The organism is Agrobacterium sp. 5Ca50 (assembly GCF_055381905.1).
Genome location: NZ_AP026438.1, coordinates 2,642,826 through 2,667,533, shown reverse-complemented (window position 1 = coordinate 2,667,533; position 24,708 = coordinate 2,642,826). Strand labels below are relative to the sequence as shown.

Annotated in this window: 23 protein-coding genes and 2 pseudogenes; 11 read left to right on the top strand and 14 right to left on the bottom strand. The window is 54.9% G+C overall.

Annotated features, from left to right (window positions below; all coding sequences use genetic code 11):
- Window positions 1-16: 16 nt before the first annotated feature.
- The 3 genes from ACZ5FM_RS12990 to ACZ5FM_RS12980 form a co-directional block, all read right to left on the bottom strand.
- The gene (locus tag ACZ5FM_RS12990; RefSeq protein ID WP_464038890.1) at window positions 17-202 is read right to left on the bottom strand and encodes a hypothetical protein; all 186 of its coding nucleotides are present in this window, start codon (window positions 200-202) and stop codon (window positions 17-19) included.
- A gap of 133 nt (window positions 203-335) precedes the next feature.
- Window positions 336-1,556, bottom strand: a complete 1,221-nt coding sequence (locus ACZ5FM_RS12985; protein WP_250982219.1) for an SGNH/GDSL hydrolase family protein — start codon at window positions 1,554-1,556, stop codon at window positions 336-338.
- 66 nt (window positions 1,557-1,622) lie between these two features.
- Window positions 1,623-2,846 carry a lytic murein transglycosylase gene (locus ACZ5FM_RS12980; RefSeq protein ID WP_464038889.1) on the bottom strand — a complete coding sequence of 408 codons (1,224 nt, stop codon included), beginning with the start codon at window positions 2,844-2,846 and terminating at the stop codon, window positions 1,623-1,625.
- A 194-nt stretch (window positions 2,847-3,040) separates the two neighbouring features.
- Here ACZ5FM_RS12980 and galU point away from each other — a divergent pair, with 194 nt between their 5' ends.
- Entirely contained in the window at window positions 3,041-3,928 is an 888-nt protein-coding gene (gene galU, locus ACZ5FM_RS12975) for a UTP--glucose-1-phosphate uridylyltransferase GalU (RefSeq protein WP_250982217.1), read from the top strand.
- Window positions 3,929-4,014: 86 nt separating this feature from the next.
- On the opposite strand, the gene ACZ5FM_RS12970 is transcribed toward galU, so the two are convergent.
- A complete protein-coding gene (locus ACZ5FM_RS12970) occupies window positions 4,015-5,529 on the bottom strand; it encodes an outer membrane beta-barrel protein (RefSeq protein ID WP_464038888.1) in 1,515 nt (504 codons plus the stop codon).
- Window positions 5,530-5,681: 152 nt separating this feature from the next.
- Between ACZ5FM_RS12970 and ACZ5FM_RS12965 the strand changes: the two genes are divergently transcribed.
- Window positions 5,682-6,677 (top strand): KpsF/GutQ family sugar-phosphate isomerase, encoded by a 996-nt coding sequence (locus ACZ5FM_RS12965; protein ID WP_464038887.1) that lies wholly within the window; start codon window positions 5,682-5,684, stop codon window positions 6,675-6,677.
- A gap of 20 nt (window positions 6,678-6,697) precedes the next feature.
- On the opposite strand, the gene ACZ5FM_RS12960 is transcribed toward ACZ5FM_RS12965, so the two are convergent.
- The 7 genes from ACZ5FM_RS12960 to ACZ5FM_RS12930 all read right to left on the bottom strand — a co-directional run bounded on the left by ACZ5FM_RS12960 (window position 6,698) and on the right by ACZ5FM_RS12930 (window position 14,786).
- Complete coding sequence (locus ACZ5FM_RS12960; RefSeq protein WP_464038886.1) at window positions 6,698-7,159, bottom strand: NfeD family protein; 462 nt, start codon at window positions 7,157-7,159, stop codon at window positions 6,698-6,700.
- 2 nt (window positions 7,160-7,161) lie between these two features.
- Window positions 7,162-8,178, bottom strand: coding sequence for an SPFH domain-containing protein (locus tag ACZ5FM_RS12955; RefSeq protein ID WP_259144722.1), 1,017 nt, complete (start codon window positions 8,176-8,178; stop codon window positions 7,162-7,164).
- A 48-nt stretch (window positions 8,179-8,226) separates the two neighbouring features.
- On the bottom strand, window positions 8,227-9,261 hold the full coding sequence (hemH, locus tag ACZ5FM_RS12950) for a ferrochelatase (protein WP_464038885.1): 1,035 nt from the start codon (window positions 9,259-9,261) through the stop codon (window positions 8,227-8,229).
- A gap of 258 nt (window positions 9,262-9,519) precedes the next feature.
- The gene (locus ACZ5FM_RS12945; RefSeq protein WP_464038884.1) at window positions 9,520-11,430 is read right to left on the bottom strand and encodes a 5'-nucleotidase C-terminal domain-containing protein; all 1,911 of its coding nucleotides are present in this window, start codon (window positions 11,428-11,430) and stop codon (window positions 9,520-9,522) included.
- 196 nt (window positions 11,431-11,626) lie between these two features.
- Window positions 11,627-11,995 carry an outer membrane lipoprotein Omp10 gene (omp10, locus tag ACZ5FM_RS12940; protein WP_250982211.1) on the bottom strand — a complete coding sequence of 123 codons (369 nt, stop codon included), beginning with the start codon at window positions 11,993-11,995 and terminating at the stop codon, window positions 11,627-11,629.
- A 196-nt stretch (window positions 11,996-12,191) separates the two neighbouring features.
- Window positions 12,192-12,827: an aminotransferase class IV family protein gene (locus ACZ5FM_RS12935; RefSeq protein WP_312945749.1), complete on the bottom strand. Its 636-nt coding sequence runs from the start codon at window positions 12,825-12,827 to the stop codon at window positions 12,192-12,194.
- Between the two features lie 93 nt (window positions 12,828-12,920).
- Entirely contained in the window at window positions 12,921-14,786 is a 1,866-nt protein-coding gene (locus ACZ5FM_RS12930) for a M3 family oligoendopeptidase (protein ID WP_275641901.1), read from the bottom strand.
- A 169-nt stretch (window positions 14,787-14,955) separates the two neighbouring features.
- On the opposite strand from ACZ5FM_RS12930, the pseudogene ACZ5FM_RS12925 reads away from it, so the two are divergent.
- From ACZ5FM_RS12925 to ACZ5FM_RS12915, 3 genes and pseudogenes are all read left to right on the top strand, one after another.
- Window positions 14,956-16,144 (top strand): annotated as a pseudogene (locus tag ACZ5FM_RS12925) (sigma-54-dependent transcriptional regulator); the annotation flags it as partial.
- Window positions 16,145-16,314: 170 nt separating this feature from the next.
- Window positions 16,315-16,518: pseudogene (locus ACZ5FM_RS12920) on the top strand (helix-turn-helix domain-containing protein); the annotation flags it as partial.
- 288 nt (window positions 16,519-16,806) lie between these two features.
- Window positions 16,807-18,588, top strand: coding sequence for a peptidoglycan L,D-endopeptidase MepK (locus tag ACZ5FM_RS12915; protein WP_250982410.1), 1,782 nt, complete (start codon window positions 16,807-16,809; stop codon window positions 18,586-18,588).
- A gap of 126 nt (window positions 18,589-18,714) precedes the next feature.
- Here ACZ5FM_RS12915 and pyk read toward each other — a convergent pair whose 3' ends face one another.
- Both pyk and ACZ5FM_RS12905 read right to left on the bottom strand, forming a co-directional pair.
- Window positions 18,715-20,154, bottom strand: coding sequence for a pyruvate kinase (gene pyk, locus ACZ5FM_RS12910; protein ID WP_192488106.1), 1,440 nt, complete (start codon window positions 20,152-20,154; stop codon window positions 18,715-18,717).
- Window positions 20,154-20,630 (bottom strand): DUF1036 domain-containing protein, encoded by a 477-nt coding sequence (locus tag ACZ5FM_RS12905; RefSeq protein WP_275641899.1) that lies wholly within the window; start codon window positions 20,628-20,630, stop codon window positions 20,154-20,156. The genes pyk and ACZ5FM_RS12905 overlap by 1 nt, the downstream gene beginning before the upstream one ends.
- Window positions 20,631-20,834: 204 nt before the next feature.
- Between ACZ5FM_RS12905 and ACZ5FM_RS12900 the strand changes: the two genes are divergently transcribed.
- The 3 genes from ACZ5FM_RS12900 to ACZ5FM_RS12890 all read left to right on the top strand — a co-directional run bounded on the left by ACZ5FM_RS12900 (window position 20,835) and on the right by ACZ5FM_RS12890 (window position 22,361).
- A complete protein-coding gene (locus ACZ5FM_RS12900; RefSeq protein WP_259142998.1) occupies window positions 20,835-21,626 on the top strand; it encodes an N-formylglutamate amidohydrolase in 792 nt (263 codons plus the stop codon).
- A 16-nt stretch (window positions 21,627-21,642) separates the two neighbouring features.
- The gene (locus ACZ5FM_RS12895) at window positions 21,643-21,948 is read left to right on the top strand and encodes a DUF1244 domain-containing protein (RefSeq protein ID WP_192488108.1); all 306 of its coding nucleotides are present in this window, start codon (window positions 21,643-21,645) and stop codon (window positions 21,946-21,948) included.
- Between the two features lie 158 nt (window positions 21,949-22,106).
- Window positions 22,107-22,361, top strand: coding sequence for a DUF2312 domain-containing protein (locus ACZ5FM_RS12890; RefSeq protein WP_192488109.1), 255 nt, complete (start codon window positions 22,107-22,109; stop codon window positions 22,359-22,361).
- Window positions 22,362-22,465: 104 nt separating this feature from the next.
- Here the strand turns inward: ACZ5FM_RS12890 and ACZ5FM_RS12885 are convergent, their stop codons facing one another.
- Entirely contained in the window at window positions 22,466-22,642 is a 177-nt protein-coding gene (locus ACZ5FM_RS12885; RefSeq protein ID WP_464038883.1) for a YdcH family protein, read from the bottom strand.
- A 234-nt stretch (window positions 22,643-22,876) separates the two neighbouring features.
- Here ACZ5FM_RS12885 and ACZ5FM_RS12880 point away from each other — a divergent pair, with 234 nt between their 5' ends.
- Genes ACZ5FM_RS12880 through ACZ5FM_RS12870 form a run of 3 tightly spaced genes read left to right on the top strand, consistent with a single transcriptional unit; the run spans window position 22,877 to window position 24,664 of the window.
- Window positions 22,877-23,080 (top strand): YdcH family protein, encoded by a 204-nt coding sequence (locus ACZ5FM_RS12880; protein ID WP_192488111.1) that lies wholly within the window; start codon window positions 22,877-22,879, stop codon window positions 23,078-23,080.
- A gap of 16 nt (window positions 23,081-23,096) precedes the next feature.
- A complete protein-coding gene (gene purE, locus ACZ5FM_RS12875) occupies window positions 23,097-23,597 on the top strand; it encodes a 5-(carboxyamino)imidazole ribonucleotide mutase (RefSeq protein WP_250982207.1) in 501 nt (166 codons plus the stop codon).
- Entirely contained in the window at window positions 23,594-24,664 is a 1,071-nt protein-coding gene (locus ACZ5FM_RS12870; RefSeq protein WP_464038882.1) for a 5-(carboxyamino)imidazole ribonucleotide synthase, read from the top strand. Before purE ends, ACZ5FM_RS12870 begins: the two co-directional genes overlap by 4 nt.
- Window positions 24,665-24,708 lie beyond the last annotated feature (44 nt).

Sequence of the window (24,708 nt, the reverse complement as noted above, 5' to 3'; positions counted from 1 at the left end):
CATGACAAATCCAGGATCAGTGTTTGTTTTTATGATCCTGCTGACCGCCCTTCATCGACTGGTCGCGAGGGCTGTCTTTCATTCCGTTCTTGTTTTCTGTTGCTGCCCCGGAAGATGCGCTGCGGGTTTTGTCGCTGCCGCCTTTTCCGGATTTCTGGCCAGCTTTGCTGTGCTGGTCATGCGTGCCACCTTGGTGGGCCATGATGTTTACTCCTCATATCCATCATCTGGGCAAAGCAATGTTGCTCTGCCCCAAGCTTAACCAAGGCGTCTCAGGAACGTTCCTGTTTTAATATTATGTGATGGACTGCAGGCCTGCTTTTTACGGCCGGATATTATTCCGTCGTGCCGGTATCGGGCGTTGGCATACGATAATCGTCGACGCGGCCCAACGGCGCATCGGCCATTTCACCGCGCTTGATCAACAGTTCGCGTGGCGTTTCGCGAATGGTGGCCGGTGCCGGCCTGTCCCCCAGCAATGCATTGCCACCGTCCAATTCCGGGTCGGTCAAGCTGATTGGCTGCGTTCTAACTTGCCCGGCATCAATGCCAAGCGCAGGCAGGGACGTAAGAGCGGGCAGATTGCTTGCGTTCAAATCCTGTTCTGGGGCGGCGGTATCGACGTGGCGACGCAGGAACTTCTCGACATAGAAGGCGAGCTTGCGTTTGCCGGCCTGCGTCATGCCGATGCCGTCCGCCTCACGCAGGCGGGCCTGCTGTCCGTTGACGTCGTAACCGGTGATGATGAACTTGCCGCCTTCATCGACAAACCCGTCCCAGACATCCACGAATTCGCCACCGTGTTTTTCGGTGTGGTTGCGATACAGGCGGTTGAAACCGACAAAATCTGTGGTGAGCGACGGGGACTGGAAGGCAGGCAGGCCGACCCACAAAAGTGGTATCTTTTGCCGCGAGACAATCGTTGCCAGCGCATCGATGCGCCGCTCATACTCCTTGAACCACAGATCGGTGCCGTATTTTTCCCTGAGGTCGCCAATCATCATCAGCTGCCGATCATTGGAACCGAGCATGATAACGACGGCGGCAGGTTTGACCTCCTGAATGAAATTCGGAAGGTTGGAGAGCCAGTCATAATAGTCTGTACGGACAAGGCCGGACGAACCATTTGCTCTGACATCAACGGCAATTGCCGGTGATGAAGCAAAGGTTTTGGTCAGCTCATCACCCATGCCGCTGGCCAGAAAATCACCGACGACCAGAACGCGGCGGGCATTTTCAAGTTTGGTCACCGGTGCGGCCGGGGCTGTGGTGCGCATCTGTGTAACGGATGGTGTCGTGCGCGGTGTTTGCGGGCGCGAAACGGAGCGTTCGCGGGGAGGGGGACGCCTTACGCGCGGTTCCTCCTCCCGCAACTGACGGCCGTCACGCATTTCGCGCTGGCGCCCGCCAAACAGCATATCCATGAGAGTACGTGGTCGCTCACGTTCCTGTGCGAACACAGGTGAGGGAAAAAGAGGCAGGACAACAAGCACACACAGAGCACTCGCGCCTGCGCGAAGCCGGGCTGGCTTGTTGATCTTTGCCTGCTTATTCATGATGCATCCTCGTATGACATACCATATCACAGGCTTGCCTATAACCGGAAGCCTGCTTCAGGGTTGTCAGTTCCTCAGTGCACGCAGAAGTCGCTGCGATGGTTCGCCGTCATTGGTCATGCCCAGACGTTGCTGGATGGCGCTGATGGCTGCTTTCGAGCCGGAACCGAAGTTGCCGTCGATTTCACCATCATAATAACCGAGTTCCTTCATGCGGCTTTGCAGCTCGAATTTCTCACGAATGTCGAGCGTGCCATCCGGGCGTGGCCAACGCTGCTGCATGCCGCCATAACCGGCAATTTCATCGGCCAGAAGACCGACAGCAAGCGCGTAGCTGTTGGAAGCGTTGTACTTCTTGATGGTGAAGAAGTTTTTCATCATCAGGAAGCCAGGACCGGATTTTCCGCCCTGCATGACCAGTTGCGCTCTGTCGGAGCCGCGTGGAAACGCCTTGCCATTCGGTCTGGCGAAACCAAGCTTTGCCCATTCCGCCAGAGTTTTTGTCTGGCCTTCATAGCGACCGGCACCTGAGGGGACAGCGGCTTCATAACCCCATGTTTTGCCGGGCTCCCAACCATTCTTCGCCAGAAGGTTGGCGGCGGTCGCCAGAGCATCAGGAATGGAGTGCCAGATATCGCGTTTGCCGTTTCCATCCGCATCAACCGCGTAAAGTAGGTAGCTGGTAGGAATGAACTGCGTGTGGCCCATGGCACCTGCCCAGGAACCGGTGAGGTTTTTCGCTGACACGTCGCCGTTCTGGAGAATCTGCAAGGCGGCAATCAACTGCGTTCTGGCAAATTTTGCGCGCTTCGGATCGGCATAGGCAAGCGTTGCCAGCGTGGTTGGAATGTGATGCAGGCGTTCTGGCTTTTCCAGAACGGCACCATAATTCGATTCCATTGACCAGATGGCGAGCAGGATGTTTTTATCGACGTTGAAGTGACGCTCGATGGCATTCAGCGTCGAGGCGTGCTTGGCCTTCATTTCGCGACCAATGCGAACCGTGTACGGGTTTACGCGTGAATCCAGGTAGTCCCAGATCTGGCTGCTGAATTCCGGCTGAAAGTTTGCTTTGCGCAAGGCTTCAGGGTCTGGTTCAGTAACGCCTGAAAAAGCCTTTTGATATGTCGCCTTCGTAATACCACTTTTAGCGGCAGTGGTATAAAAGTCGTTGATCCATTTTCGAAAACCAGCATCAGCGCTGGCAGACGCTGGGGTCAAAGTTATTGCTAAGCCTGCAAAAACCATGCAGCCAAATTTACGGACATCTGAAAGGATCAGCTTTTTCATCGTCAGTCTTTCGTCTCTCGAATTTCATTTCGATGGCGAGATACGCATCGGGCTTCACGATGTGATAACAAATTAATGTCAACAAATTCTTTACCATTAACCGTTCGTAGCGTCACCCTTTGCAAATCTTAAAAAGTTTTGGAATATAGCGCTGCGCGGGGAATATTATCCAATTAGTCTCTCAGGAGGGATGCGTGGTAGAAAATACGAAAATTCGGAAGGCCGTTTTTCCGGTCGCAGGTATGGGAACTCGTTTCTTGCCGGCAACGAAAGCTGTTCCGAAGGAAATGCTTACTGTTGTTGATAAGCCTGTTCTGCAGTACGTGGTCGATGAGGCCATTGAAGCAGGCATCGAACATTTTGTTTTTGTTACAGGTCGCGGCAAAGCGGTCATCGAAGACTATTTTGATATTCAATTCGAACTCGAGCAGCTGCTGCGCGAGCGCAACAAAAAGGTCGAGCTGACTTTGCTCGAAGACCTTTTGCCAAAGGCAGGTACAGCGAGCTTCACACGCCAGCAGGCACCACTTGGCCTTGGCCATGCGGTATGGTGTGCACGCGACATCGTTGGTGATGAGCCATTTGCGGTTCTGTTGCCTGACATGATCATGCATTCCGAAAAGGGCTGCCTCAAGGGCATGGTCGACGTTTACAACCAGACCGGTGGCAACGTTATTGCCGTGCAGGAATGCGACCCTGATCAGGCGCACAAGTACGGTATCGTCGGCGTTGGCGAAAAGGCTGGCGACGGCTTCAAGATCACAGAAATGGTCGAAAAGCCAGCCAAGGGCACTGCACCTTCCAACTTCTACATCAACGGCCGCTACATTCTGCAGCCGGAAGTGTTCAACATTCTGGAAACGCAAGAACGTGGCGCCGGCAATGAAATCCAGCTTACCGATGGCATGCTAACGCTTGCCAAGGACCAGGATTTCTTCGGTTACCATTTCCAGGGTCAGACCTATGACTGCGGTGCAAAGGATGGCTTCATTCTTGCCAACCTGGCATTTGCGCTGGAGCGGAGCGATATTCGCCCGTCCATCGAAGGCCCTCTGAAGGAACTGCTCGCCAAGCTGAAATAAGCGGCGGCACAGTCAGAAAAGCAGAAAATCCCGGTGAAAGCCGGGATTTTTTTATGTCTCGATTTGAAGCAACCGCTGCGGCGCGTTCAACGCTTGAAAGCGATACCTGCGCCAATCCGCCATGTGCCGGTGTCGTAGGCCGGTGTCGTCTGGTAACTGATATCGCTTGTCAGATCGAGATAACGGTTGAGGCTCCATGTCAGCCCGGCAGAGGTGAAATATTCCGTCACGTCCCGCGTATCTCCGGATGGGAAGTTGCGGCGGGTGACCTGTCCGGTGAGGCGCGCCACCAGGTTGTTGCGCAACTGATGGGTCAGGCCTGCCGTCAGGCGATGAGATATCCAGCCACCCTGTGAGCCACCAGCAAAATCTTCGATGGTTGTGCGCAGGCCAAGGCTCACGTCCGTACCGCGCTGCGGCGACCACGCGAGATCGCCGTCAACACTGAATGCATTGATGGAGCCCAATCTCTGGTCGTCGTAGCTTTTACGCAGATAACCGAGTGCCAGTTCGCCACGAAGTTTCTCACCGAGATCAAGCTCCGTTCCAAGCTTGGCACCGTAGGATTTGGAAGAGCGCTCATAACCCGTATCGTCGAATTTGTCGTCATAACGGGTCAGGCCGGATGAGACCTCGAGAAACGGAATGAGAGCAGGTGACAGTTCATAACCTGCCCGCACGCGAATATCGCCGCCGGTGCGGTCGCGGGCGCTCAGATCAATCGAGCTGCCATCGAGCACCTTGGCGGCAGAATAGACGTTGCGTTGCAGTTCAACGGCCGCCAGTCCGCGTATACGGCCAAGATCGCGCGCCACGGCAACGCCGCCGGTAAATTCATGGACACCTGACTGAACGGATGCATTGTTCAGGGCGTTCGGGTCATCAGTATCTTCGCGGCTGAAGTTGTAGCCGCCGGTTATGTTGACCGTTGTGTCTTTTGCCAGATCAAGCTGCAGGTCGGCATCGATCGAGGCGCGTGGTTCTTCGCCGCTTTTATCGCTGCCGAAATTACGCTCCCAGGCTCCGTCGCCCGTTATCGTCAAGGAATGGCGCGACCAGTCGCTGTTTAGAGTACCGCGAATGCCTGTCGTCATGTAGTTGCGACGATCAGAGCTGCCGGATGATTTCTGTTTTTCGGTGTTCAGCGTCTGGCTGATTGTCGGGCGCAGCACCATCGTTCCCAACCGGATACCGGGTGTCAGGTTCGTTGCAGCCGTTGGATCAACGTCACCCCCATCTATGGTCGGTTCGTATGAATTGAGCTGCTGCTCATAGGGTGCATTTGCCTCGTCCGGCTCGTCGGTGATGGCATCGCCCGCATTGACCGGTGGGGCAATGCCTTGTGTGGTCAGTGTTGTCGGGTCGGCTGGGTTTGCCGCTGCCGGATCAACGCCGGTGGCTTCAGCCTCTACTTCCGCCTGGTTTTGTTGCAGGGCTGTGGCGACACGGCTGTCAGTCCGTCTTTTGAGGACGGGCGTGGCTTGTGTGCTTTGGGCAAAGGCGATGGCCGGCTCATACAGACATGTGCATGCCACCAGCAATGCGGCTGCATTGCGCCACGCTTTAAGGCGTCTGGCCGCGCTGTCTGTGGGTTTCGGCATGGCTGTTCCGGCAAATTTCCAAATCTTACCCAAAGGTAAAGCCATGTGGTTAACATCTGGTTTCGCAAGCCTGGATTGCGGCGATTATAATGCGGGTGCCAGGTTGGTTTTGACCGCTGGACAGTTTTTTTCGAAAGGAGTAACAGTCCGGCATGATTAAAAGATCTGTGAAACTCATCGATAATCTCGCCATCGACTCGGCCCTGCGCACGATCAATATCGAGCGGAAGGGTCTTGAGGCACTGGAACTGGCGCTGCAGAATGGTCTTGCCCAGCCGTTTAACGCGGCAATCGAGACGATTGGTTCGATCGACGGCCGTGTCATCATCACAGGTATTGGCAAAAGCGGGCACATTGGCAGCAAGCTCGCGGCGACATTTGCATCGACCGGAACACCCGCCTTTTTCGTGCATGCCGCCGAGGCAAACCACGGCGATCTTGGTATGATTGCCGGCAATGATGTGGTGTTGGCCATCTCCAAGGGTGGTGAGAGTGCAGAGCTGCGTAGCACCATCGATTACACCCGGCGGTTTTCCATTCCGTTGATTGCACTGACCTGTTCGGAAAATTCTTCGCTCGCCAAGGCGGCCGACATCGTGCTGTTGGTGCCGAACGAGCAGGAGGCGTGCCCGCATGGTCTGGCGCCGACCACGTCGACATTGATGCAGCTCGCCTTGGGTGACGCGCTTGCCGTTGCACTGCTGGAAGCGCGCGGGTTCACGGCTGGTGATTTCCGGGTGTTTCATCCAGGTGGAAAACTGGGTGCGAGCCTCGCGCAGGTCGGTGATATCATGCACACCGGTGAGCGGGTTCCGCTGGTTCGCAAGGGCACCTTGATGCCCGAGGCGGTCAAGGTTCTGTCGCACAAACATTTTGGCTGTGTCGGAATTCTCGATGAGGATGGCCGATTGTGCGGTATCGTCACCGAGGGTGACCTTGCCCGTAATCTGTCGCGCGATCTCTCAGGATTGCAGGTTGACGACATCATGACCCGCACGCCCAAGGTGGTTAAGACCACCATGCTGGCAACCAGCGCACTTGCCTTCCTTGAAAAGCATCAGATTGGCGCGCTAATCGTGGTCGACGATGAGAACCGGCCGCTTGGGCTGGTGCATTTCCACGATTTCTTGCGGCTCGGCGTTGCCTAAGCCGCAAGGTTTTTTCTGACTTATTCCACGGACTCGACGGTGAGGTTGCGCCCATGTGCAGCCATGATGCGCACGCGCGTTCCGGCTGGCAGATCCGGTCCGCTGACCGGCCAGACCGTATCGTCCAATTTTATGCGTCCGCGACCTTCCGCAATCGGTTCCATCAGTGTTGCCGTGCGGCCAATCAGGCTTGCTTCACGCTGATTGAGAAAGGGTTCGTCCGAGGCTGCATTTGGCTTGCCGAAGTAACGGCGGCCAATCAGGGCAAAGGCGCCAGAAAGTGCTGCAAACAGCACAAATTGCACCTGCCATGACCACAATGTTGCGTCCCAAAGCAGCAGTGACAATGCACCAACAACGATAGCCGCTGCACCGATCCAGATCAGGAATACGCCTGGAGCGGCAAGTTCTGCGGCAAACAGGATGAAGCCGGTGATCCACCAGCTCCATGGACCAAGCTCTGCTATGGCCTGTTTTATCATGATTATCTATCCGACGGCGGTGCGAATGGATTGACCTGAGGTGCGGTGCGCGAAGGCGCTGCAGGGCGTGGCCGGGGTTCCGGCTGGCGTTGTGTGCCGTCGCTGCCGAACACTTCTTTGGCAATTGCTCCGATACCGCCCAGTGAACCGATCAGCGCCGAGGCTTCCATCGGCATCAGCACGATCTTGGCGTTGTTGGCAGTCCCGATATCCGACAGGGCTTCGGTGTATTTTTGTGCAATGAAGTAGTTGATGGCATGTACATCGCCCGCAGCAATGGCCTCCGACACCATGCGGGTTGCCTTGGCCTCCGCTTCGGCAAGGCGTTCGCGGGCTTCAGCGTCACGGAACGCTGCTTCACGCTGACCTTCCGCCTGCAGGATGGCCGACTGCTTGGAACCTTCCGCACGCAAGATCTGCGCGGCACGCGAACCTTCAGCTTCCAGAACCTGCGCACGTTTTTCGCGCTCGGCCTTCATCTGGCGGGCCATCGAATCAACCAGATCCTTCGGTGGTGCGATGTCCTTGATTTCAATGCGGGTTACCTTGATGCCCCATGGTCCAACGGCTTCATCCACGACGCGGAGCAACCGGTCATTGATGGCGTCACGGTTGGACAGCAATTCATCAAGATCCATCGAGCCCATTACCGAGCGGATGTTGGTCATGGTCAGGTTCTGGATGGCGTTTTCCAGATTGGAGATCTGGTAAGCGGCCTGCGCAACATTAAGAACCTGATAAAAGGCAACGGCGTCCGCAGAGACGCTGGCGTTGTCGCGGGTAATGACTTCCTGGGTCGGAATGTCGAGCACCTGCTCCATGACGTTCATACGAGCGCCGATGGACTCGATGAAGGGCGTTATGATGTTGAGGCCTGGTTCCAACGTACGTGTGTAACGACCGAAGCGCTCCACCGTATAACGGAAACCCTGTGGTACGGTTTTTATACCCGCAAACAGGACCAGAATGACCAGCGCCACCCCGACCAACACCACAATATCAAACCCTCCGAGAACCATCGGTTCCTCCATATGCATGTTAAACTTTCCGTAGAAAGTCTTATGCGCTTATACCCAGCCTTGCAATTCCCGACGCACAACTGTTTCCAGAACGCGCATGCCATCCTCGCTGTCATTGAGACATGGGATATGTGTGAAATGTTCGCCGCCATTATGCAGGAATATCTCCCCCGCTTCACCGGCAATTTCTTCCAGTGTTTCCAGACAATCGGAAACGAAGCCGGGGTTCATGACCGCGATGCGCTTGACGCCTTCCTGCGCCAGTTTTTCAACCGTTTTGTCGGTGTAAGGCTGCAACCATTCCTCCGGTCCGAAACGCGACTGGAATGTCAGCAGGAAGCGGTTTTTGTCCATGCCCAGTTTTTCACGCAGTAAACGTGCCGTTTTTGCGCAATGACAATGGTAGGGATCGCCTTTTTTGAAGTAGGACTGCGGAATGCCGTGGAACGAGGCAATTATCTTTTCTGGCTCCCAATCCAGCTTGGCAAGATGTGACTTCACCGAGTTGGCAAGCGCTTCAATGTAGGCGTCGTCATCATGATAGGGAGGAACGGTGCGAACGGCAGGCTGCCAGCGCAGTTTCATCAGATGTTCGAATGCCTTGTCGTTAACCGTTGCCGTCGTGGAAGCGGCATATTGCGGGTAAAGCGGGAAAATCAGCAGCTTTTCGCAACCCTTGGCCTTTAGCGCGTCAATGCGCTCGGCAATGGATGGCTGGCCATAACGCATGCCCCAGTCGACAACCACATTTGGCAGGTCGGTGAGGATCTTGCCAAGTAGATCAGACTGGTTGCGGGTATAGGTGCGCAGATAGCTTTCGTTTAGGTTCTTGTTCCAGATTTCTTCGTAAGCCTTGCCAACCTTCTGCGGGCGCTTGTTGAGCACGATGCCGTAGAGAATGGGGTACCAGTACAGGCGCGACCATTCGATGACGCGCTTGTCCGAAAGAAACTCTGCGAGATAACGGCGCATGGACCAGTAATCGGTTCCATCCGGAGTTCCGAGATTGACGAGAAGTACGCCGACCTTGCCGAAGGAAACAGGAGGGTGATCTGCCGGAATGACTGAAGTGCTGGCTACCATACATAAATTCCTGAACATCAATAGGTTGTGTGCAATACGTTCGTATTGCTGCAACGGTTCACTCTTCTAACGGAAAATGGTTCACCGTGAACATCTTCCGGAATTGCTTTTCGCCTCCCATAAAAGGGCAGGTGACGGTTATTGATATGACATATGTCAAATAATGCCGGTTTTTCATATATTTATAGAACTGCAAAAAAGCAAAAGCCGGCCCTTGAAGGGCCGGCTGTGTCATGTGCGGCAAATTGTCTTTGCAGCTTAGTTCTTGGCTGGCAGTTCCAGCTCGGCGCCAACCTCGATGTGGTTTGGACGCTTCAGCGCATTGGCTTCGGCAATCTTTGTCCACAGGGTGCCGTCACCGTATTTTTCAACGGCGATCTTCCAAAGCGAGTCGCCCTTGGTGACGACATACTTGGCAAGGTTTTCAGCGGTTGCTGCCGGTGCAGTTGCCGCTGGTGCTGCAGGGGCCGGAGCTACAGGTGCTGTCGCAACTGGAGCAGGGGCAGCCGGTGCGGCAGCAGTTGCAGGAGCAGCTTCCTTGGCAGGAGCAACATAGTCAGCAGGGGTTACGTCGGTGATACGGCCATCGGTTGCAGGCTTGTACGGGTTGTTTGCCGTCAGGTAGGCTGCAACGGAATCTTCAAGGCTTGGCCCGAAATCGTAAGGATTGATCGCCTTGCTTGCGAATACCTTGTAGCCGTCACCGCCCGAACGCATGTAGTTGTTCGAGACGACGCCATAAACCTTGTCATTATCCAGCGGTACGAAGGCATCGCCTTCCTTGACCTCAATGGAAACCACACGGCCGCCGGGTGCCTTGGACCGGTCGAAGGAGTATTTCAGACCGGCAACCTGTGCGAAGCGGCCTGCACCTTCTTCGATCTGGCCTGCGCCATTTTCAAGTGCTTCCTTGATGTCGGAACCCTTTAGCTGGAAGGTGGCCACCGAGTTCTGGAATGGCAGAACCGTCAGCACTTCGCCCATGGTGATGGTGCCAGAGTCGATTGAGGCACGCAGACCGCCACCGTTCTGGATGGCAATCGAGATGCCCTGATCCTTCACGCGGTCGAGTAGCGCGTCGGACACCAGGTTGCCCATGGTGCATTCCTTGGCGCGGCAAACTTCACGCGAGCCATCGATGCTTTCCGTGGTCGAGCCGATTTCCTTTTTCTTTAGCTCTTCAAGCGGCTGTGCCAGTTCCGAAACGCGGGTCACGTAGCCGGCATCAGGGGTAACCGATGCGTCGAGTAGCTTTGGTGCGCCTTCCCACGACTTGACGACGCCGTTGTCATCGAAAGTTACCTTGAGGTCGCCAAGATACTTGGAATAGGCATAAGCCGTGACGATTGGAACTTCGACGCCCGATGGGTTCTTGACCAGTGTTGGATAAGGACCGGCGGCCTTGTCATCCGTGCTGGACAGAAGTGTGTGGCTGTGGCCGCCAACGATAACGTCGATGCCATCAACTTCCTTGGCGATTTCCTGATCCTTGACGTAACCGACATGCGACAGAAGCACGATCTTGTTGACGCCCTGATCCTGAATTTCCTTTACCGCACCCTTGAGGTAGGAAATTTCGTCGGCAAACAGAATCTTGTCGCCTGGCGAAGAGGTTTCGTCCGTGTCTGTGGCCAGAACTGAAACAACAGCAACTTTCTCGCCGCCCATTTCCTTAATGACGTAACCCTTGAACTTGTCCTTCAGGATGGAGCTGTCACCCGCCATGGTGTTGCCAGAGATGATCGGGAATTTCAGGGCGTCGATAAATTTCAGCAGTTCTTCAGGGCCATCATCGAATTCGTGATTACCGATGGCCATGGCGTCAAAACCGATGCCATTCATGAATTCGGCAACTGGGCCACTTTTATATTGTGTGTAAAACAGCGAGCCCTGGAACTGGTCACCAGCATCGAGAACGAGCGTGTTGGCGTTGCCGAGTTCGCCACGGCGAGCGTCAATAGCGCTTTTTACGCGGGCAATGCCGCCAAAGCATTCATTCTTGGCTGCTTCACTTTCAGAGCAAGTCGAATCGAATTTATTGATCGCTTCGATGCGTGAATGCAGGTCATTGATATGGAGGATGTTGAGTTCGTAATCGGCAAAGGCGGCGCTTGTCGACAGCGTAACAACCGATGCGGCCAGCAAGCCGAGTTTGGTAAGTCTGTGCATTTTTCTCTCCTGTATCAATACGATATAAACGGCCACCGCATTTTGCAGAGGCCGCTAATGCCTCATGAGCTGTTCACCCGAAGCAGATGTTTCCATTTGGCCGCACGAACTGCAAGCTAAATTGTGACACAGCTTTTCCTTGCGAACACACTTCTCATGCGCGCACTCTTTAAACCGTAAATATAACAGGAATGAATCAGCCCTGACGGGACAGAGAAAACTGATTGTTGCTATCCGTGGTGCAGTTCAGCTGAGACTGAGAAACCATGGCGCAATTAACCTTCGACTGGGTGTTACGCAGCAGCGAGGTCATGTTGATTTCGATGAGGGTCGGTGAAATCATGCTGTAGTTGCCCGAGGCCAGCAGCGTATTGCTGTCGGTCGAATGGGTGGAGAATGTTCCGTTCTGGAACGTCGACACAATACCGTTGCGATCCACCCACCGGCCATCAACAGCAGGTCTCTGTGGTGCGGCCGGAGCCATCGAACGCGGGGGCGGTGCGGAAACGCACGATGCCAATGTTATGGAAACCAGGCCCAGAGCAATGCCGGTCTTGATCTTCATGCGTAAACTCCCTGCGATTCGATATTTATGGTGTGAAAACATGCCGTGAAGAATGGTGCGTTGCAAGGATGCATTGGTTTCAATCACGTCAAACAACAATAGATTTCAGATATGCGTTGCACAAAAACTCGCATCTTCGCAGATACGCAGCCGGTAAATGCGCAGCGCGCGAAATCGTTGCGTCGTTTCTTGCGTCCTAAATCAGCTGTGCAGGAATAAGGCCATACACCGAATTGCCGACGAAAATACGTCGTCCCTGCAGGTCTTCCAGCTTGAGCGCCTGACCACGTGCCCTCCGTTCTCTTATCAAATCGGCGCGCAACACGCCGGGTAGAATGCCGCTGTCCAGCGGTGGCGTCAGCAATTGGCCTTCGCTATCTTCGACAAACAGGCTGGTGGAAGAGCCTTCGCATGCCTCACCGCGTTCATTCAGCAGCAAGACCTCGTCTGCTTCAGAAATCGGGAATTCGGCGCGCGCGGTTTCATAAGGCTCACGGCGGGATGACTTGTGACGATAAAACGTGTCGCTGGAGTCCAGCCGTGCTTTGTTGGCAACTTTCAATTTCCAGACGGTACCTTCAGGCAGAACCTGCAGGTCTGAGGTGGTGATGTCCAATTGTCCCTTGTAGTTCATCACAAGGCTGACCCTGAGGGCTGCCTCTCCGGCAACGCTTTTTTCCAACGTCTTCTGGGCATCGACTGGCTGGCGGAAACCAAGCGCATCGGCTGACCGTGCCAGGCGGCGAAGATGCTGCTCCAGACGCTGAAAGCCGGTTTGCGGCTCCCATCGCAGGGTTTCCATCAAGGTCAGATCGACTGGTTTGCGTTTCATTGCTGTTTCATCCGCTTGCCAAAACGTGTTCATCCCCGCTGGCGCGGGGACGAATTTTCATACGCATTCAGGACTATGAAGCTTGCCCGAAATTTAAGGATTTTCGTCTTTGTCGAGAACTTCCAGTTCATCGATCAATTCTTCGATCATCGACAGGCCCTTGCTCCAGAAGGATGGATCGGTCGCATCAAGACCGAAAGGCTTCAAAAGCTCCGAATGGTGTTTGGTACCGCCAGCCTTGAGGAGCGCGAAATATTTGTCCTGAAATCCCTCATCCGCATTGCGGTAGACCGCATAGAGCGAGTTCACGAGGCAATCGCCAAAGGCGTAGGCGTAGACATAGAAGGGCGAATGGATGAAGTGTGGGATATAGGCCCACCAGCTTTCATAGCCTGCCGAAATGCGAATGGCCGGGCCAAGGCTTTCTGCCTGCACCGACAGCCACAATTCGCCGATCTGCTCTGAGGTCAGTTCGCCGTCTTTTCTGGCGGTGTGAACCTTACGCTCAAATTCGTAAAAGGCGATCTGGCGCACGACGGTGTTGATCATGTCTTCCACCTTGCGCGCCAACATGGCCTTGCGCTCGCGCTTGTCGGTGGTGTTTTTCAACAGGGTTCGGAAGGTCAGCATTTCGCCAAAGACGGATGCGGTTTCCGCCAGCGTCAGCGGTGTGGAGCACATCAATGCGCCCTGTTCGCCGGCCAGTACCTGATGCACGCCGTGACCAAGCTCGTGGGCAAGGGTCATGACGTCGCGTGGTTTTCCAAGATAGTTGACCAGGACATAAGGGTGGGCAGAGGGAACTGTCGGATGAGCAAACGCGCCCGGTGCCTTGCCGGGGCGGGCAGGCGCATCGATCCATTGTTCATCGAAGAAACGGGCGGCGATTGTTGCCATTTCCGGCGCAAAGTCGCCGTAAGCGGTCAAAACCGTGTCCTTTGCTTCATTCCACGAAATCAGCGTGTTGGAGGTGTCAGGCAGGGGCGCATTGCGATCCCAATATTCCATCTGTTCCATGCCAAGCCACTTGGCTTTCATGGCGTAATAACGATGGGACAGACGGGGATAAGCCTGCTGAACAGCGGCGGCCAGTGCGTCAACCACTTCGCGCTCGACGCGGTTGGCCAAGTGGCGGCTGTCGGCAATATCGTCAAACTTGCGCCAGCGGTCGGAGATGTCCTTATCCTTGGCCAGCGTATTGGTGATCAGCGTAAAGATACGGATGTTCTTGGAGAATGTGCTGCTCAGCGCCTTGGCGGCCTTGGCGCGGGTTTCTGCTTCCGGGTCCTGTAAAAGGTTGAGCGTGGCTTCCAACGGCAGTTCTGCGCCGTCAATGTCGAAGCGCAGTTCGGCCATGGTCTCGTCGAACAGGCGATTGAAGGCTGCAGCGCTGGTCATCGACTTTTCAAGAAACAGCTGCTCCAGCTTGTCATCCAGCTGGTGCGGCTTGTCCTTGCGCAGATCCACCAGCCATGGGCGGTAGTGACCGGCAACCGTGTCATTCTGCATGGCGCTTTCAAGCGTTGCGTCATCAAGCCGGTTCAGCTCCAGCGTAAAGAACAGCAAATGTGCCGAGATATCGGTGAGCTTGGATTGTGTGTCGCCATACAGCTTGCCATTGGCCGGGTTTGCCGTGTCGGCAAAATAGGTGAGACCCGCGAAAGAGCCAATCTTGCCGAGCAGATCATCCAGCGCTTCATATTCTCGCAGCGCCTGACCAATGCCTTCGTTGCCGGTCTTGGCTGCTGCTTGTTCCAGCTTGCCTTTCCACTTGTCTTCAAAGGCCTTGGCATCTGCTGCTGATTTTTCGATGTCCTGCTTCAGTGCGGCAGAATCTGCTGAAGGATAAAGATCAGACAATTTCCAGACAGGAAGTTCTCCAAGGGCTGGATCGAATGCCTGCCCACCTGCAACCGAAGTCGAGAACGTGCGGTGTTTGCCTTGCGTCGGAAATGTCATTTTCTGTCCTCATCAGCTGTGCATCTCACAAAATTTCGCCTCTTGTTTCCCCCGCCAATCGATAAAATGCAAGCAATTCTCAAAACTGGATGTTCAAGCCTTTTGTGCAAGTGTGACATCAAAGGGTCTGCATGAAGTGGGTCCATAAACCGGAAACCGGGAGCCCAAGATGATCGCGCAAATTCTCGTTATCGATGACGATCCAGTTCAGCGCCGCCTGCTCAAAAACGCGGTTGAACGTTATGGCCATGCCGCCATGATCGCCGAAAACGGCAGAGCCGGTCTCGAACTGCTCAAGCAGCATAGCGGCGAAATCAGCGTTGTCGTGCTTGATCTCATGATGCCGGAAATGGATGGGCTTTCCTTCCTCAAGGCGATCAGCGAACAGGGTATCGATGTGCCAGTGGTCGTTCAGACCGGGCAGGGAGGCATTGATACCGTCGTTCAGGCTATGCGCGCAGGTGCATTTGATTTTGTGGTGAAGCCGGTTTCACCCGAACGTATTGGCGCGGCCATTGCCAATGCCCTGAAGCTTGATCAGCGTGAAGCAAAAGCCCGAACGGGCCGTCGCAGCCGTCATCACGCGGTTGGCTTTAACGATATCGTATCGGCAAGCCCTGCCATGTTGCGGGTTGTCGAACTGGCGCAGCGCGCAGCGCAGTCCAATATTCCTGTGGTGCTGGAAGGTGAATCCGGCGTCGGCAAGGAAATGGTGGCGCGTGCCATCCAGTCGGCCGGTGATCGCGCTGGCAAACCATTCATTACCGTCAACTGCGGTGCCATTCCGCAAAATTTGGTTGAGAGCATTCTGTTCGGTCACGAAAAGGGTGCCTTTACTGGCGCGACCGAAAAACATGTCGGCAAGTTCATGGAGGCGGACGGTGGCACGTTGTTCCTCGACGAGATTGGCGACCTGCCGCTTGAAGTGCAGGTCAAGCTGCTGCGCGCCGTGCAGCAGGGAGAAATAGAGACGGTCGGTTCTGCCAAGGTACAGAAGGTCAATGTCCGCCTGATTTCGGCGACCAACAAGAACCTTATTGAAGAGGTGAAAGAAGGTCGTTTCCGCGAAGACCTTTATTACCGCCTCAATGTGTTCCCCATCACCATTCCAGCATTGCGTCGTCGCAAGGAAGATATTCCATATCTGGCGCGGGTGTTTGCAGAGCGTTTTTCGGCCGAACAGAAACTGCCACATGCCATGGGCGTTAACGCCAGTGCGCTTGCGCTGCTGACGGCTTACGACTGGCCGGGCAATATTCGTCAGCTTGAAAATGCGATTTTCCGCGCTGTTGTTTTGGCGCAGGGCGATGAATTGACGGAAGACGATTTCCCGCAAATCGCACTGCAGATGCCGGAATTTGCATCATCCGACGAGTTGCATGACCTTAGCCATCGTATAAGCGACCGCATGTTGCTGAGCACACCGGCGCCGGAACCACGCCCGATGTCGCGCGCGCCTGATATCCTTTCGGTGATGGAGGCTTTTTCCGCCGAAGACAGCCAATCCTCCCCTGTTTTTTCAGGCGGCAACCTCATTTCCAGCGTTGATGACAATGGAAATGTGCGCAAATTGGCCGACATTGAGGAAGAATTGATCCGCTTTGCCTTAAGATTTTATCGTGGTCAGATGAGTCAAGTTGCCAGAAAACTGGGGATTGGACGTTCCACGCTTTATCGCAAACTGAAGGATTATGGCATCGATCCGGACGATCCACTCAACGAAGCTGCTTAAAAACCAATGACTTCTTGCGTTAACCGTCAGGCAAGGATATTCCCTTACCATCTGTAAACCTCTTATTAGCGTAATATTCACTATAAAGAGGAAGGTTGTATATGTGTGGTAAATTTGCCATCGTGTCACCGTAATTTACGTTCATCTGAGACACTATGGTGGGTTGTCTATCAGACGGGGATCGAATTGCCAGATTTGAAGCGGAATATAGCGCGCTCGGGCAAAAGCGTGTGTGACAGGCTCAAGCATGTGGGAGAGAAGCTTTCCGGGCGTGGTATCGCCCTGGTTATGGCTGCTCTGATGTCATTGCCTGCATTGTCCTTGTCTGCTGCTCCGGCGGCAGCCGAGACCCGTAGCCTCAAGCTGTATTACATCCATACGAAAGAGAAGGCGGTTATCACCTTCAAGCGTAATGGAAAGTATGATCAGAAGGGTCTTCAGGAGCTTAATCGCTTCCTCCGCGACTGGCGTCGTAACCAGCCAACCAAGATGGATCCGAGACTTTTTGACCTTGTTTGGGAAGTCTATCAGCGCAGTGGCGCGACTGAATATATCAATGTTGTGTCCGCGTTCCGCTCGCCAGAGACCAATGGCATGTTGCGGTCGCGCACCAAGGGTGTTGCAAAGAACAGCCAGCACACGCTTGGCAAGGCCATGGACTTTTATATTCCTGGCGTAAAACTTTCCCGTCTTCGTGAAGTCGCCATGCAGATGCAGATCGGCGGCGTGGGCTTCTATCCAACCTCCGGTTCTCCTTTCGTGCATCTTGATGTCGGCAGCGTTCGCGCTTGGCCACGCATGAGCCGTCAGGACCTCGTGCGCATTTTCCCGAAGGGCAATACTATTCACCTGCCTGCCGATGGTAAGCCATTGCCGGGTTATGATCAGGCATTGGCCGACTACAAGCGTCGTGTCAGCTCGTCGTCCGTTCAGGTGGCAAGCACTGCCGGTGCAGGCCCGACATCATCCTCCGGTGGCAAGAAGAGAACCCTGTTGTCTGCGCTGTTTGGCGGAGGTGGCGACGAGGATGAAGATGCAGAAAGCATTGCAGCACCAGCACCTGAAGAGCGTCCTGCTCCTGTGGTGCGGGCGCAGCAGCCTGTTGCTGTAGCAAGCGCAGAACCGCCTCCGGGCGTTAATATCGATGCTCCGCTTCCGCTTTCGCGTCCTTCGCTGAACACCCAGCAGGCCAATACCGGTCTGGCAACGGCGCTGTATTCTCCGACGCGTAATGCGGCGCAAGAAGCTTTGCAGGCCGCACTTCCAGCAACGCCAACGCCTGCGAACCCACAGTTTGCAGATCTGGGCGACTACAAAATCCCGGTTCCGACCCTGCTCGGACCGCGCGGTATGCGTGGCGATGCTGAAAATGGTGTGATGACAGCTGCTGTTGATCCGCAGGCGTCCGGCGAACCCAATATCATGGCGCCAATTCCATCTCACCGTCCTGCAAGTGTCGAATCGCTGATTGCCGTGGCTGATGCAGATACTGAAGCACAGGCAGACGAGGCCGAGCAGAAAGAAGCTGTTCTTTCGCCTATCGTGGTTGCTGCGCTTGAGCGTAGTGGTCAGAGTGCACGCGATAGCATACAGTCTGCGTCCGCACCGGTTCCGGCCACGCCTGCTGCGAAAGATAATGTTGCTGACTTGATCCACAACCAGAAGCCAGCTCAGCAAAAGCAGCAGGTTGCTTCGATTGCTCCAGCTGCTGCCGTGCAGGCGACCAAGCCAACTGCTGCGCAGTTTGGTGATGCTTTCGATGTGAAGGGCACGGCCGATAATGGTCTGCGCGCTGGATTGCCTGCCAAGGGTGGCCGTCCAAGCAAGCAGGAAGCTGCGATCTCCGAGCAGGCGATGACCGGTGGTGGTCGCTTGACCCAGGACCTGATTTCCGGCTGGGCGCTCAACAAGACCAAGGGTGAGGCTCCGCGTAACGTGAAGGCTCCACGTGTTGTCAGCAACCGTATTTTGAATAACGAGATGACAGCTTCGAACGCCTCTTCCGGCTTCAAGCAGGGTGCCGCAGCAATCGACTCCAGCCGCTTCAGCACACCAACCAGAATGCCGTAACGCATAAAGCCATTCATTAAAAAAGCCCGCTGATAGTGTCAGCGGGCTTTTTTGTTGTCTGGTTGATTGGGCTTTCTAAAACAGGCGGCATACTCGATAGATTAGGAGTATGCCGCAACTGTTGTGTTAGACGCCGCTCTGGCCGTCGGAGCCGATGTAGGCGATACGGACCATGTTGGTTGCGCCAGGCGTGCCAAGCGGTACACCTGCGGAAATGATGATACGGTCGCCCGGATTACCGAAACCTTCCGATACAACGATACGGCAGGCGCGATTGACCATGTCGTCCAGATTGTCTGCGTCGCCAGTGACCACGCAGTGCAGACCCCATACAACAGACAGACGGCGTGCTGTCTGGATGACCGGAGAAAGAGCGATGATCGGAACCTGTGGACGTTCACGGGCCGCACGCAGACCGGTGGTGCCTGAGGACGTGTAGGTAACGATAGCCGACAGTTTCAGTGTTTCAGCGATCTGGCGGGCAGCAAGCGAAATCGCGTCGGCACCGGTTGCTTCCGGCTGGGCGCGCTGCGCATAGATGATGCCGGAATAATGCGGATCGAGTTCAACGGTGCTGGCAATCGATGCCATGGTTGAAACCGCTTCGACAGGATAGTCACCCGAGGCTGATTCAGCCGAAAGCATGATGGCGTCGGCGCCTTCGAACACGGCTGTTGCCACGTCGGAGACTTCCGCACGAGTCGGAACCGGCGCGGTGATCATCGATTCCAGCATCTGTGTTGCCACAACAACCGGCTTGCCGGCGCGGCGACATGCGCGAATGAGCTGCTTTTGCAGGCCAGGCACAGTTTCTAGCGGCATTTCAACGCCAAGGTCACCACGGGCAACCATCAGAGCGTCAGACAGCTCGATGATTTCTTCGATTCGCTCAATAGCCTGTGGCTTTTCGATCTTCGACATCAGGCCAACGCGACCACGGGCAATCTTGCGAACTTCTGCAAGGTCTTCCGGGCGCTGCACGAAGGACAGGGCAACCCAGTCAATTTCATTGGTTGCCAGAACCGCATCAAGGTCGACACGGTCCTTGTCGGTCAACACGCCAACGCCGAGCAGTGTGTCGGGAAGGCTGATACCCTTGCGGTCAGAAATCTTGGTGCCAGCGACAACCGTGGCAACGATGCTCTTGCCGTCGCACTTTTCAGCGCGCAGGTGCAACTTGCCATCATCGATCAGCAGGCGGTCGCCCGGCTTCACGGCTTCGAGGATTTCAGGATGCGGCAGGAAAACGCGGTTCTTGTCGCCCGGCTCCTCGTTGCTATCCAGTGTAAAGGTCTGTCCCGGTACGAGATCAACCTTGGTATCGGCAAATTTGCCGACGCGCAGTTTTGGTCCCTGCAAATCTGCGAGAATGCCAATCGGGCGGCCATTACGGCTTTCGACCGAGCGAATGCGCGCCACGAGCGTACGCATGAGTTCATGGCTTGCATGGCTCATGTTAATGCGGAAGAGGTCTGCGCCAGCAAGGTGCAGCTTTTCGATCATGGCTTCTTCGCCGGAAGCCGGACCAAGTGTTGCAAGAATTTTGACTTTGCGGTTACGCCTCATCAGTGCTGACTTTCCTGTGTGCCGGGCGTATCCGAAAGCTGGACCATCCAGCTTCCTTGGCGCCCCGTATCATATTCCTTGAAACCCATGCGCTGGAAACTGCGAGCGTAGCAATCGTCGATGCCTGCAATCTTGAACTCGTTTTCAGCCACGCACATGTTGACATCGCCAGTCCAGCGACCACCGCGTGCAGCATCTTCCGCATAAAGATAATAATATCGTGATTGCAACTCGCCCTCGATCAACGTGGCGCATGTAGAGGCCGGAACCTGCCACCATCCTTCGCTGACCCAACCCGCTTCGGCGCGATATCCGATAGCCACGCCAACGAGGTTCTGTGTGCTGTTGCAAACACGGAAATCTGCTTTTGCAGGCGCTGCGAACAGGAACGGAGCGACCAGAAGGGCGCCAATGGCAGGTGTTGCGGCGCTGAGCCGGGTAGGTACTCGAAGGAGAGAGGAGATGGTTTTGCGCATGGCTTCCCTCCGGTTTCCATAGTTATTCATGATACACTTTCTTGGCGCGACGGGCGGCGAATGTCAACGCAAGTCTAATCGATTATATTCGGTGTGTGTCTGCATTCTGATGGCTGTTGAGAGCTGGCACCCCCGTTTGGCTTGCGCTGTTGGGCCAGCCATGTCATCAAACGCGCTCCCACGAATGCTTTCAAGAAATTGACGATGCAAGACTTCCCCGCATTTGAAATCCTAGATGGTGATTATGACAAAGGCATGGTTCTGATAGCGGACCATGCCATGAACACTGTTCCTCTACAGTATAATCAGCTTGGCTTACCAGAGAGTGCATTTTCACGACATATTGCTTTTGACATTGGTATTGAGGGCTTGACCCGGTCCCTGTCAAAGAAGCTGGGTGTGCCTGCGGTCATGAGCCGCTTTTCCCGGCTGCTGATTGATCCCAATCGCGGTGAGGACGATCCGACGCTGATCATGAAAATTTCCGATGGCGCCATCATTCCCGGCAACCATCCGATTTCGGATGAAGAATGGAACCGGCGTATCGAGACCTACCACCGTCCGTACCATAATGCTGTCGACAAGGTTCTCGGTCAGGCAAAACAGGCGACTGGCAAGGCGCCGCTGGTGTTTTCGCTGCATTCCTACACGCCGTTTTGGAAACAGACGCCGCGCCCATGGCATGCTGCGGTGTTGTGGGACACGGATTATCGCGCGGTTCACCCGCTTCTGGACGCGCTGCGTTTGCCCGGCGATATTCTGGTTGGCGACAACGAACCCTATGATGGTGCGCTTAAAGGCGACTGCATGTATCAGCACTGCATGAGCAAGGGTCTTGCACATGCGCTGTTGGAGGTGCGGCAGGATCTGATCGCCGATGAGGCAGGAATTACCTCATGGTCTGACAGGCTTGCTCCTATTTTTGCCGCAATGAACAGCGATCCGGCGTTGCACGAATACCAGCTATTCCAATCCCGGACCGGACCTTATGCCTGAAAAGGGGAGTGACGTTTTGACGACACCGGACGACAGACAGCAGATTGAATTTGAAGCGGCCGCTTTCCGCAGGCTCGTTCAGCATCTGCGTGAAAGAACCGATGTGCAAAACATCGATATGATGAACCTGGCCGGGTTCTGCCGTAACTGCCTGTCAAACTGGTACCGCGATGCGGCAACAGATGCCGGTGTCGAGATCAGCAAGGACGAGGCCAGGGAAATCGTCTACGGCATGCCTTACGAGGACTGGAAGAACCAGCACCAGCATGAGGCGTCAGATGCGCAAAAATCAGCATTTGAAATAAATAAGCCAAAGGAATGAGGGTTCGCGCTGTCGAACAGGCTTGACGCGGGCGTTTCCAGTCGGCAGTTCACAGCGGGAAAAAATTGGTGCCATGTTCTGGACGTCGTTCCATTGACATGTGCCGGATGAAACATGCCCGATCGGGCTCAAGAACAGACAAGATGAAGGAATTCACGATGGATGAGACCAGCACAACAGAAACCGTAGCCGCTGCCGAGCTGCGCCAGTTCATCGAGCGGATCGAGCGCCTTGAAGAAGAAAAAGCGGCTATCCAGGGCGACATCAAGGACGTGATGGGCGAAGCCAAGGGCCGTGGTTACGACACCAAGGCCATCCGCACCATTATCCGCCTTCGCAAGAAGGACGCCAATGAGCGTCTGGAAGAAGAATCCATTCTGCAGACCTACATGGCTGCCCTTGGCATGGAATAAGTGTCCTTCAACGGGCAATAAAAAACTGGCCGTCTCCTGCGAGACGGCCAGTTCTTCTTACACTTCAGCTTCCTGTCGCTCATTGGCGCCGCGGAAGCATATTTTTAATGACGTGTATTTTTTTTGAGTTTTTGCAATTCATCCTTCAGGCGAAGTTTGCGTCGCTTTAGTTCCGAAATCTCATGGTCATTCGATGACGGGGAAGCAAGAATACTTTCGAGCTCGTCCTCAAGAGCTCCGTGTTTCTTTTCGAGCGATGCGATATGAGCCTGTATGGTCATGCTGCACGTCCTTCCTTCTTTTGTGACCTACTTCCAGCACTCCACTGCTGGAGTTTCAGGTTTACGAAACTAATGTGACACGGATTGTTAGGATTGTCGAAGGCGAAATCAGGGCAACATCTGGGCAATTTGGTCGCAATGGATAACTTCCCGTTACCGGCATTTGGTGGTAGAGGCAGGTCAGCGAATGTCAGAACACCGGCACAGCCGGGATCATACAGTGGGGATGCAGAAATGCCCGATCAGTCACAGGCAGATATCAGATTGGCATTGGCGCGATTGCGGCAGGAACATGAAGATTACGACGTCGCCATCAATGCGATGATCCAGACCAATTGCGATGCCTTGCGTGTTCAGCGGATGAAGAAGAAAAAACTGGTGGTTAAGGATCAGATGAGCCAGATCGAAGACCAGATCATTCCCGACATTATTGCCTGACAGGGAGCCGGTAAGCATGACGACAGAAACGCCGCCAGTCGCAATCATCATGGGCAGCCAGTCGGATTGGGAGACCATGAAGAACGCTGCCGACACACTGGATGCCCTGGATATTGAATATGAGGCGCGTATTATCTCTGCGCATCGCACGCCTGAACGACTGTTCAATTTTGCAACAGGCGCACGTGATGAAGGCTTCAAGATAATTATTGCAGGCGCCGGTGGTGCCGCACATTTGCCGGGCATGGCCGCTGCAATGACCTCTTTGCCGGTTTTTGGCGTTCCGGTGCAGTCCAAAACCATGTCCGGACAGGACAGTCTTTATTCGATCGTTCAGATGCCCGCTGGCATTCCTGTCGGCACACTGGCCATCGGCAAGGCCGGCGCAGTCAACGCCGCGCTGCTGGCGGCTGCGGTTCTGGCGCTGTCTGACGAAGATCTTGCAGACCGGTTGGATGCATGGCGTGCCCGCCAGACCGCCTCGGTTGCTGAGTACCCGATGGATAATCCTCAATGAATATTTTGACCATCGGCATTATTGGCGGTGGCCAGCTTGGCCGTATGCTGGCCATGGCTGCTGCCCGTTTGAACTTCAAAACGATTGTTCTTGAACCACAGGCCGATTGTCCGGCGGCGCAGGTTTGCAACCGCCAGATCGTGGCGGCGTATGATAACGCCGCAGCGCTGGCGGAACTCGCTTCGCTTTGCGATATCGTCACCTATGAATTCGAAAACGTGCCGGTTGGTGCCGCTGAAGAACTGGCGCGGACGGTTGCGGTTTACCCGCCGCCGAAGGCACTCAGCGTTTCGCAGGATCGTCTGGTCGAAAAAACATTCATCAATGGCTGTGGAATCAGAACCGCTGATTTTCGCGCTGTTGATAGCCAGTCTGATCTGGAGAACGCGCTTTCCGAATTTTCCGGCAAGGGCGTGTTGAAGACCCGCCGGTTTGGTTACGACGGCAAGGGACAGAAGCTGTTCCGTGGCGAAAGTGCTGACGGGGCGTTTGATGCGTTGGGTGGTGGTGCACTGATTCTCGAAAGCCTTGTGAATTTCGAGCGTGAGATTTCCGTCATTGCGGCCCGTTTCCAGGATGGTTCGGTGGTTTGTTACGACCCTGCCGAAAATGTCCATCTGAACGGCATCTTGCACACCTCGACCGTACCGGCCTCCATTTCCGAATCGACTGCCAGTCAAGCGGTTGATGCTGCGGGCAAAATTCTTGACGCTCTGGACTATGTCGGAATTATCGGCATCGAGTTCTTTGTGTTGCCCGACGGCTCGCTCGTAGCCAATGAGATTGCGCCACGTGTCCACAATACCGGCCACTGGACGGAAGCTGCCTGTGCAGTTTCGCAATTTGAGCAGCATATTCGCGCCATAAGCGCGCTGCCTGCTGCTGATTCCCGACGTCATTCCGACTGCGTTATGACCAATCTGATTGGTGATGATGTGGATTCCGTGCCGCAATGGCTCGGCAAAAGTGATTGCGTCTTGCACCTTTATGGCAAGTCGGAAGCCCGTGCAGGCCGCAAGATGGGGCATGTTACGGAACTGAAAGGTGCTGTAAAACAACGCTCCTGAACTGGAAACACGGCTTTGCGTGTTGACAGGGCGGGGGCGACAGG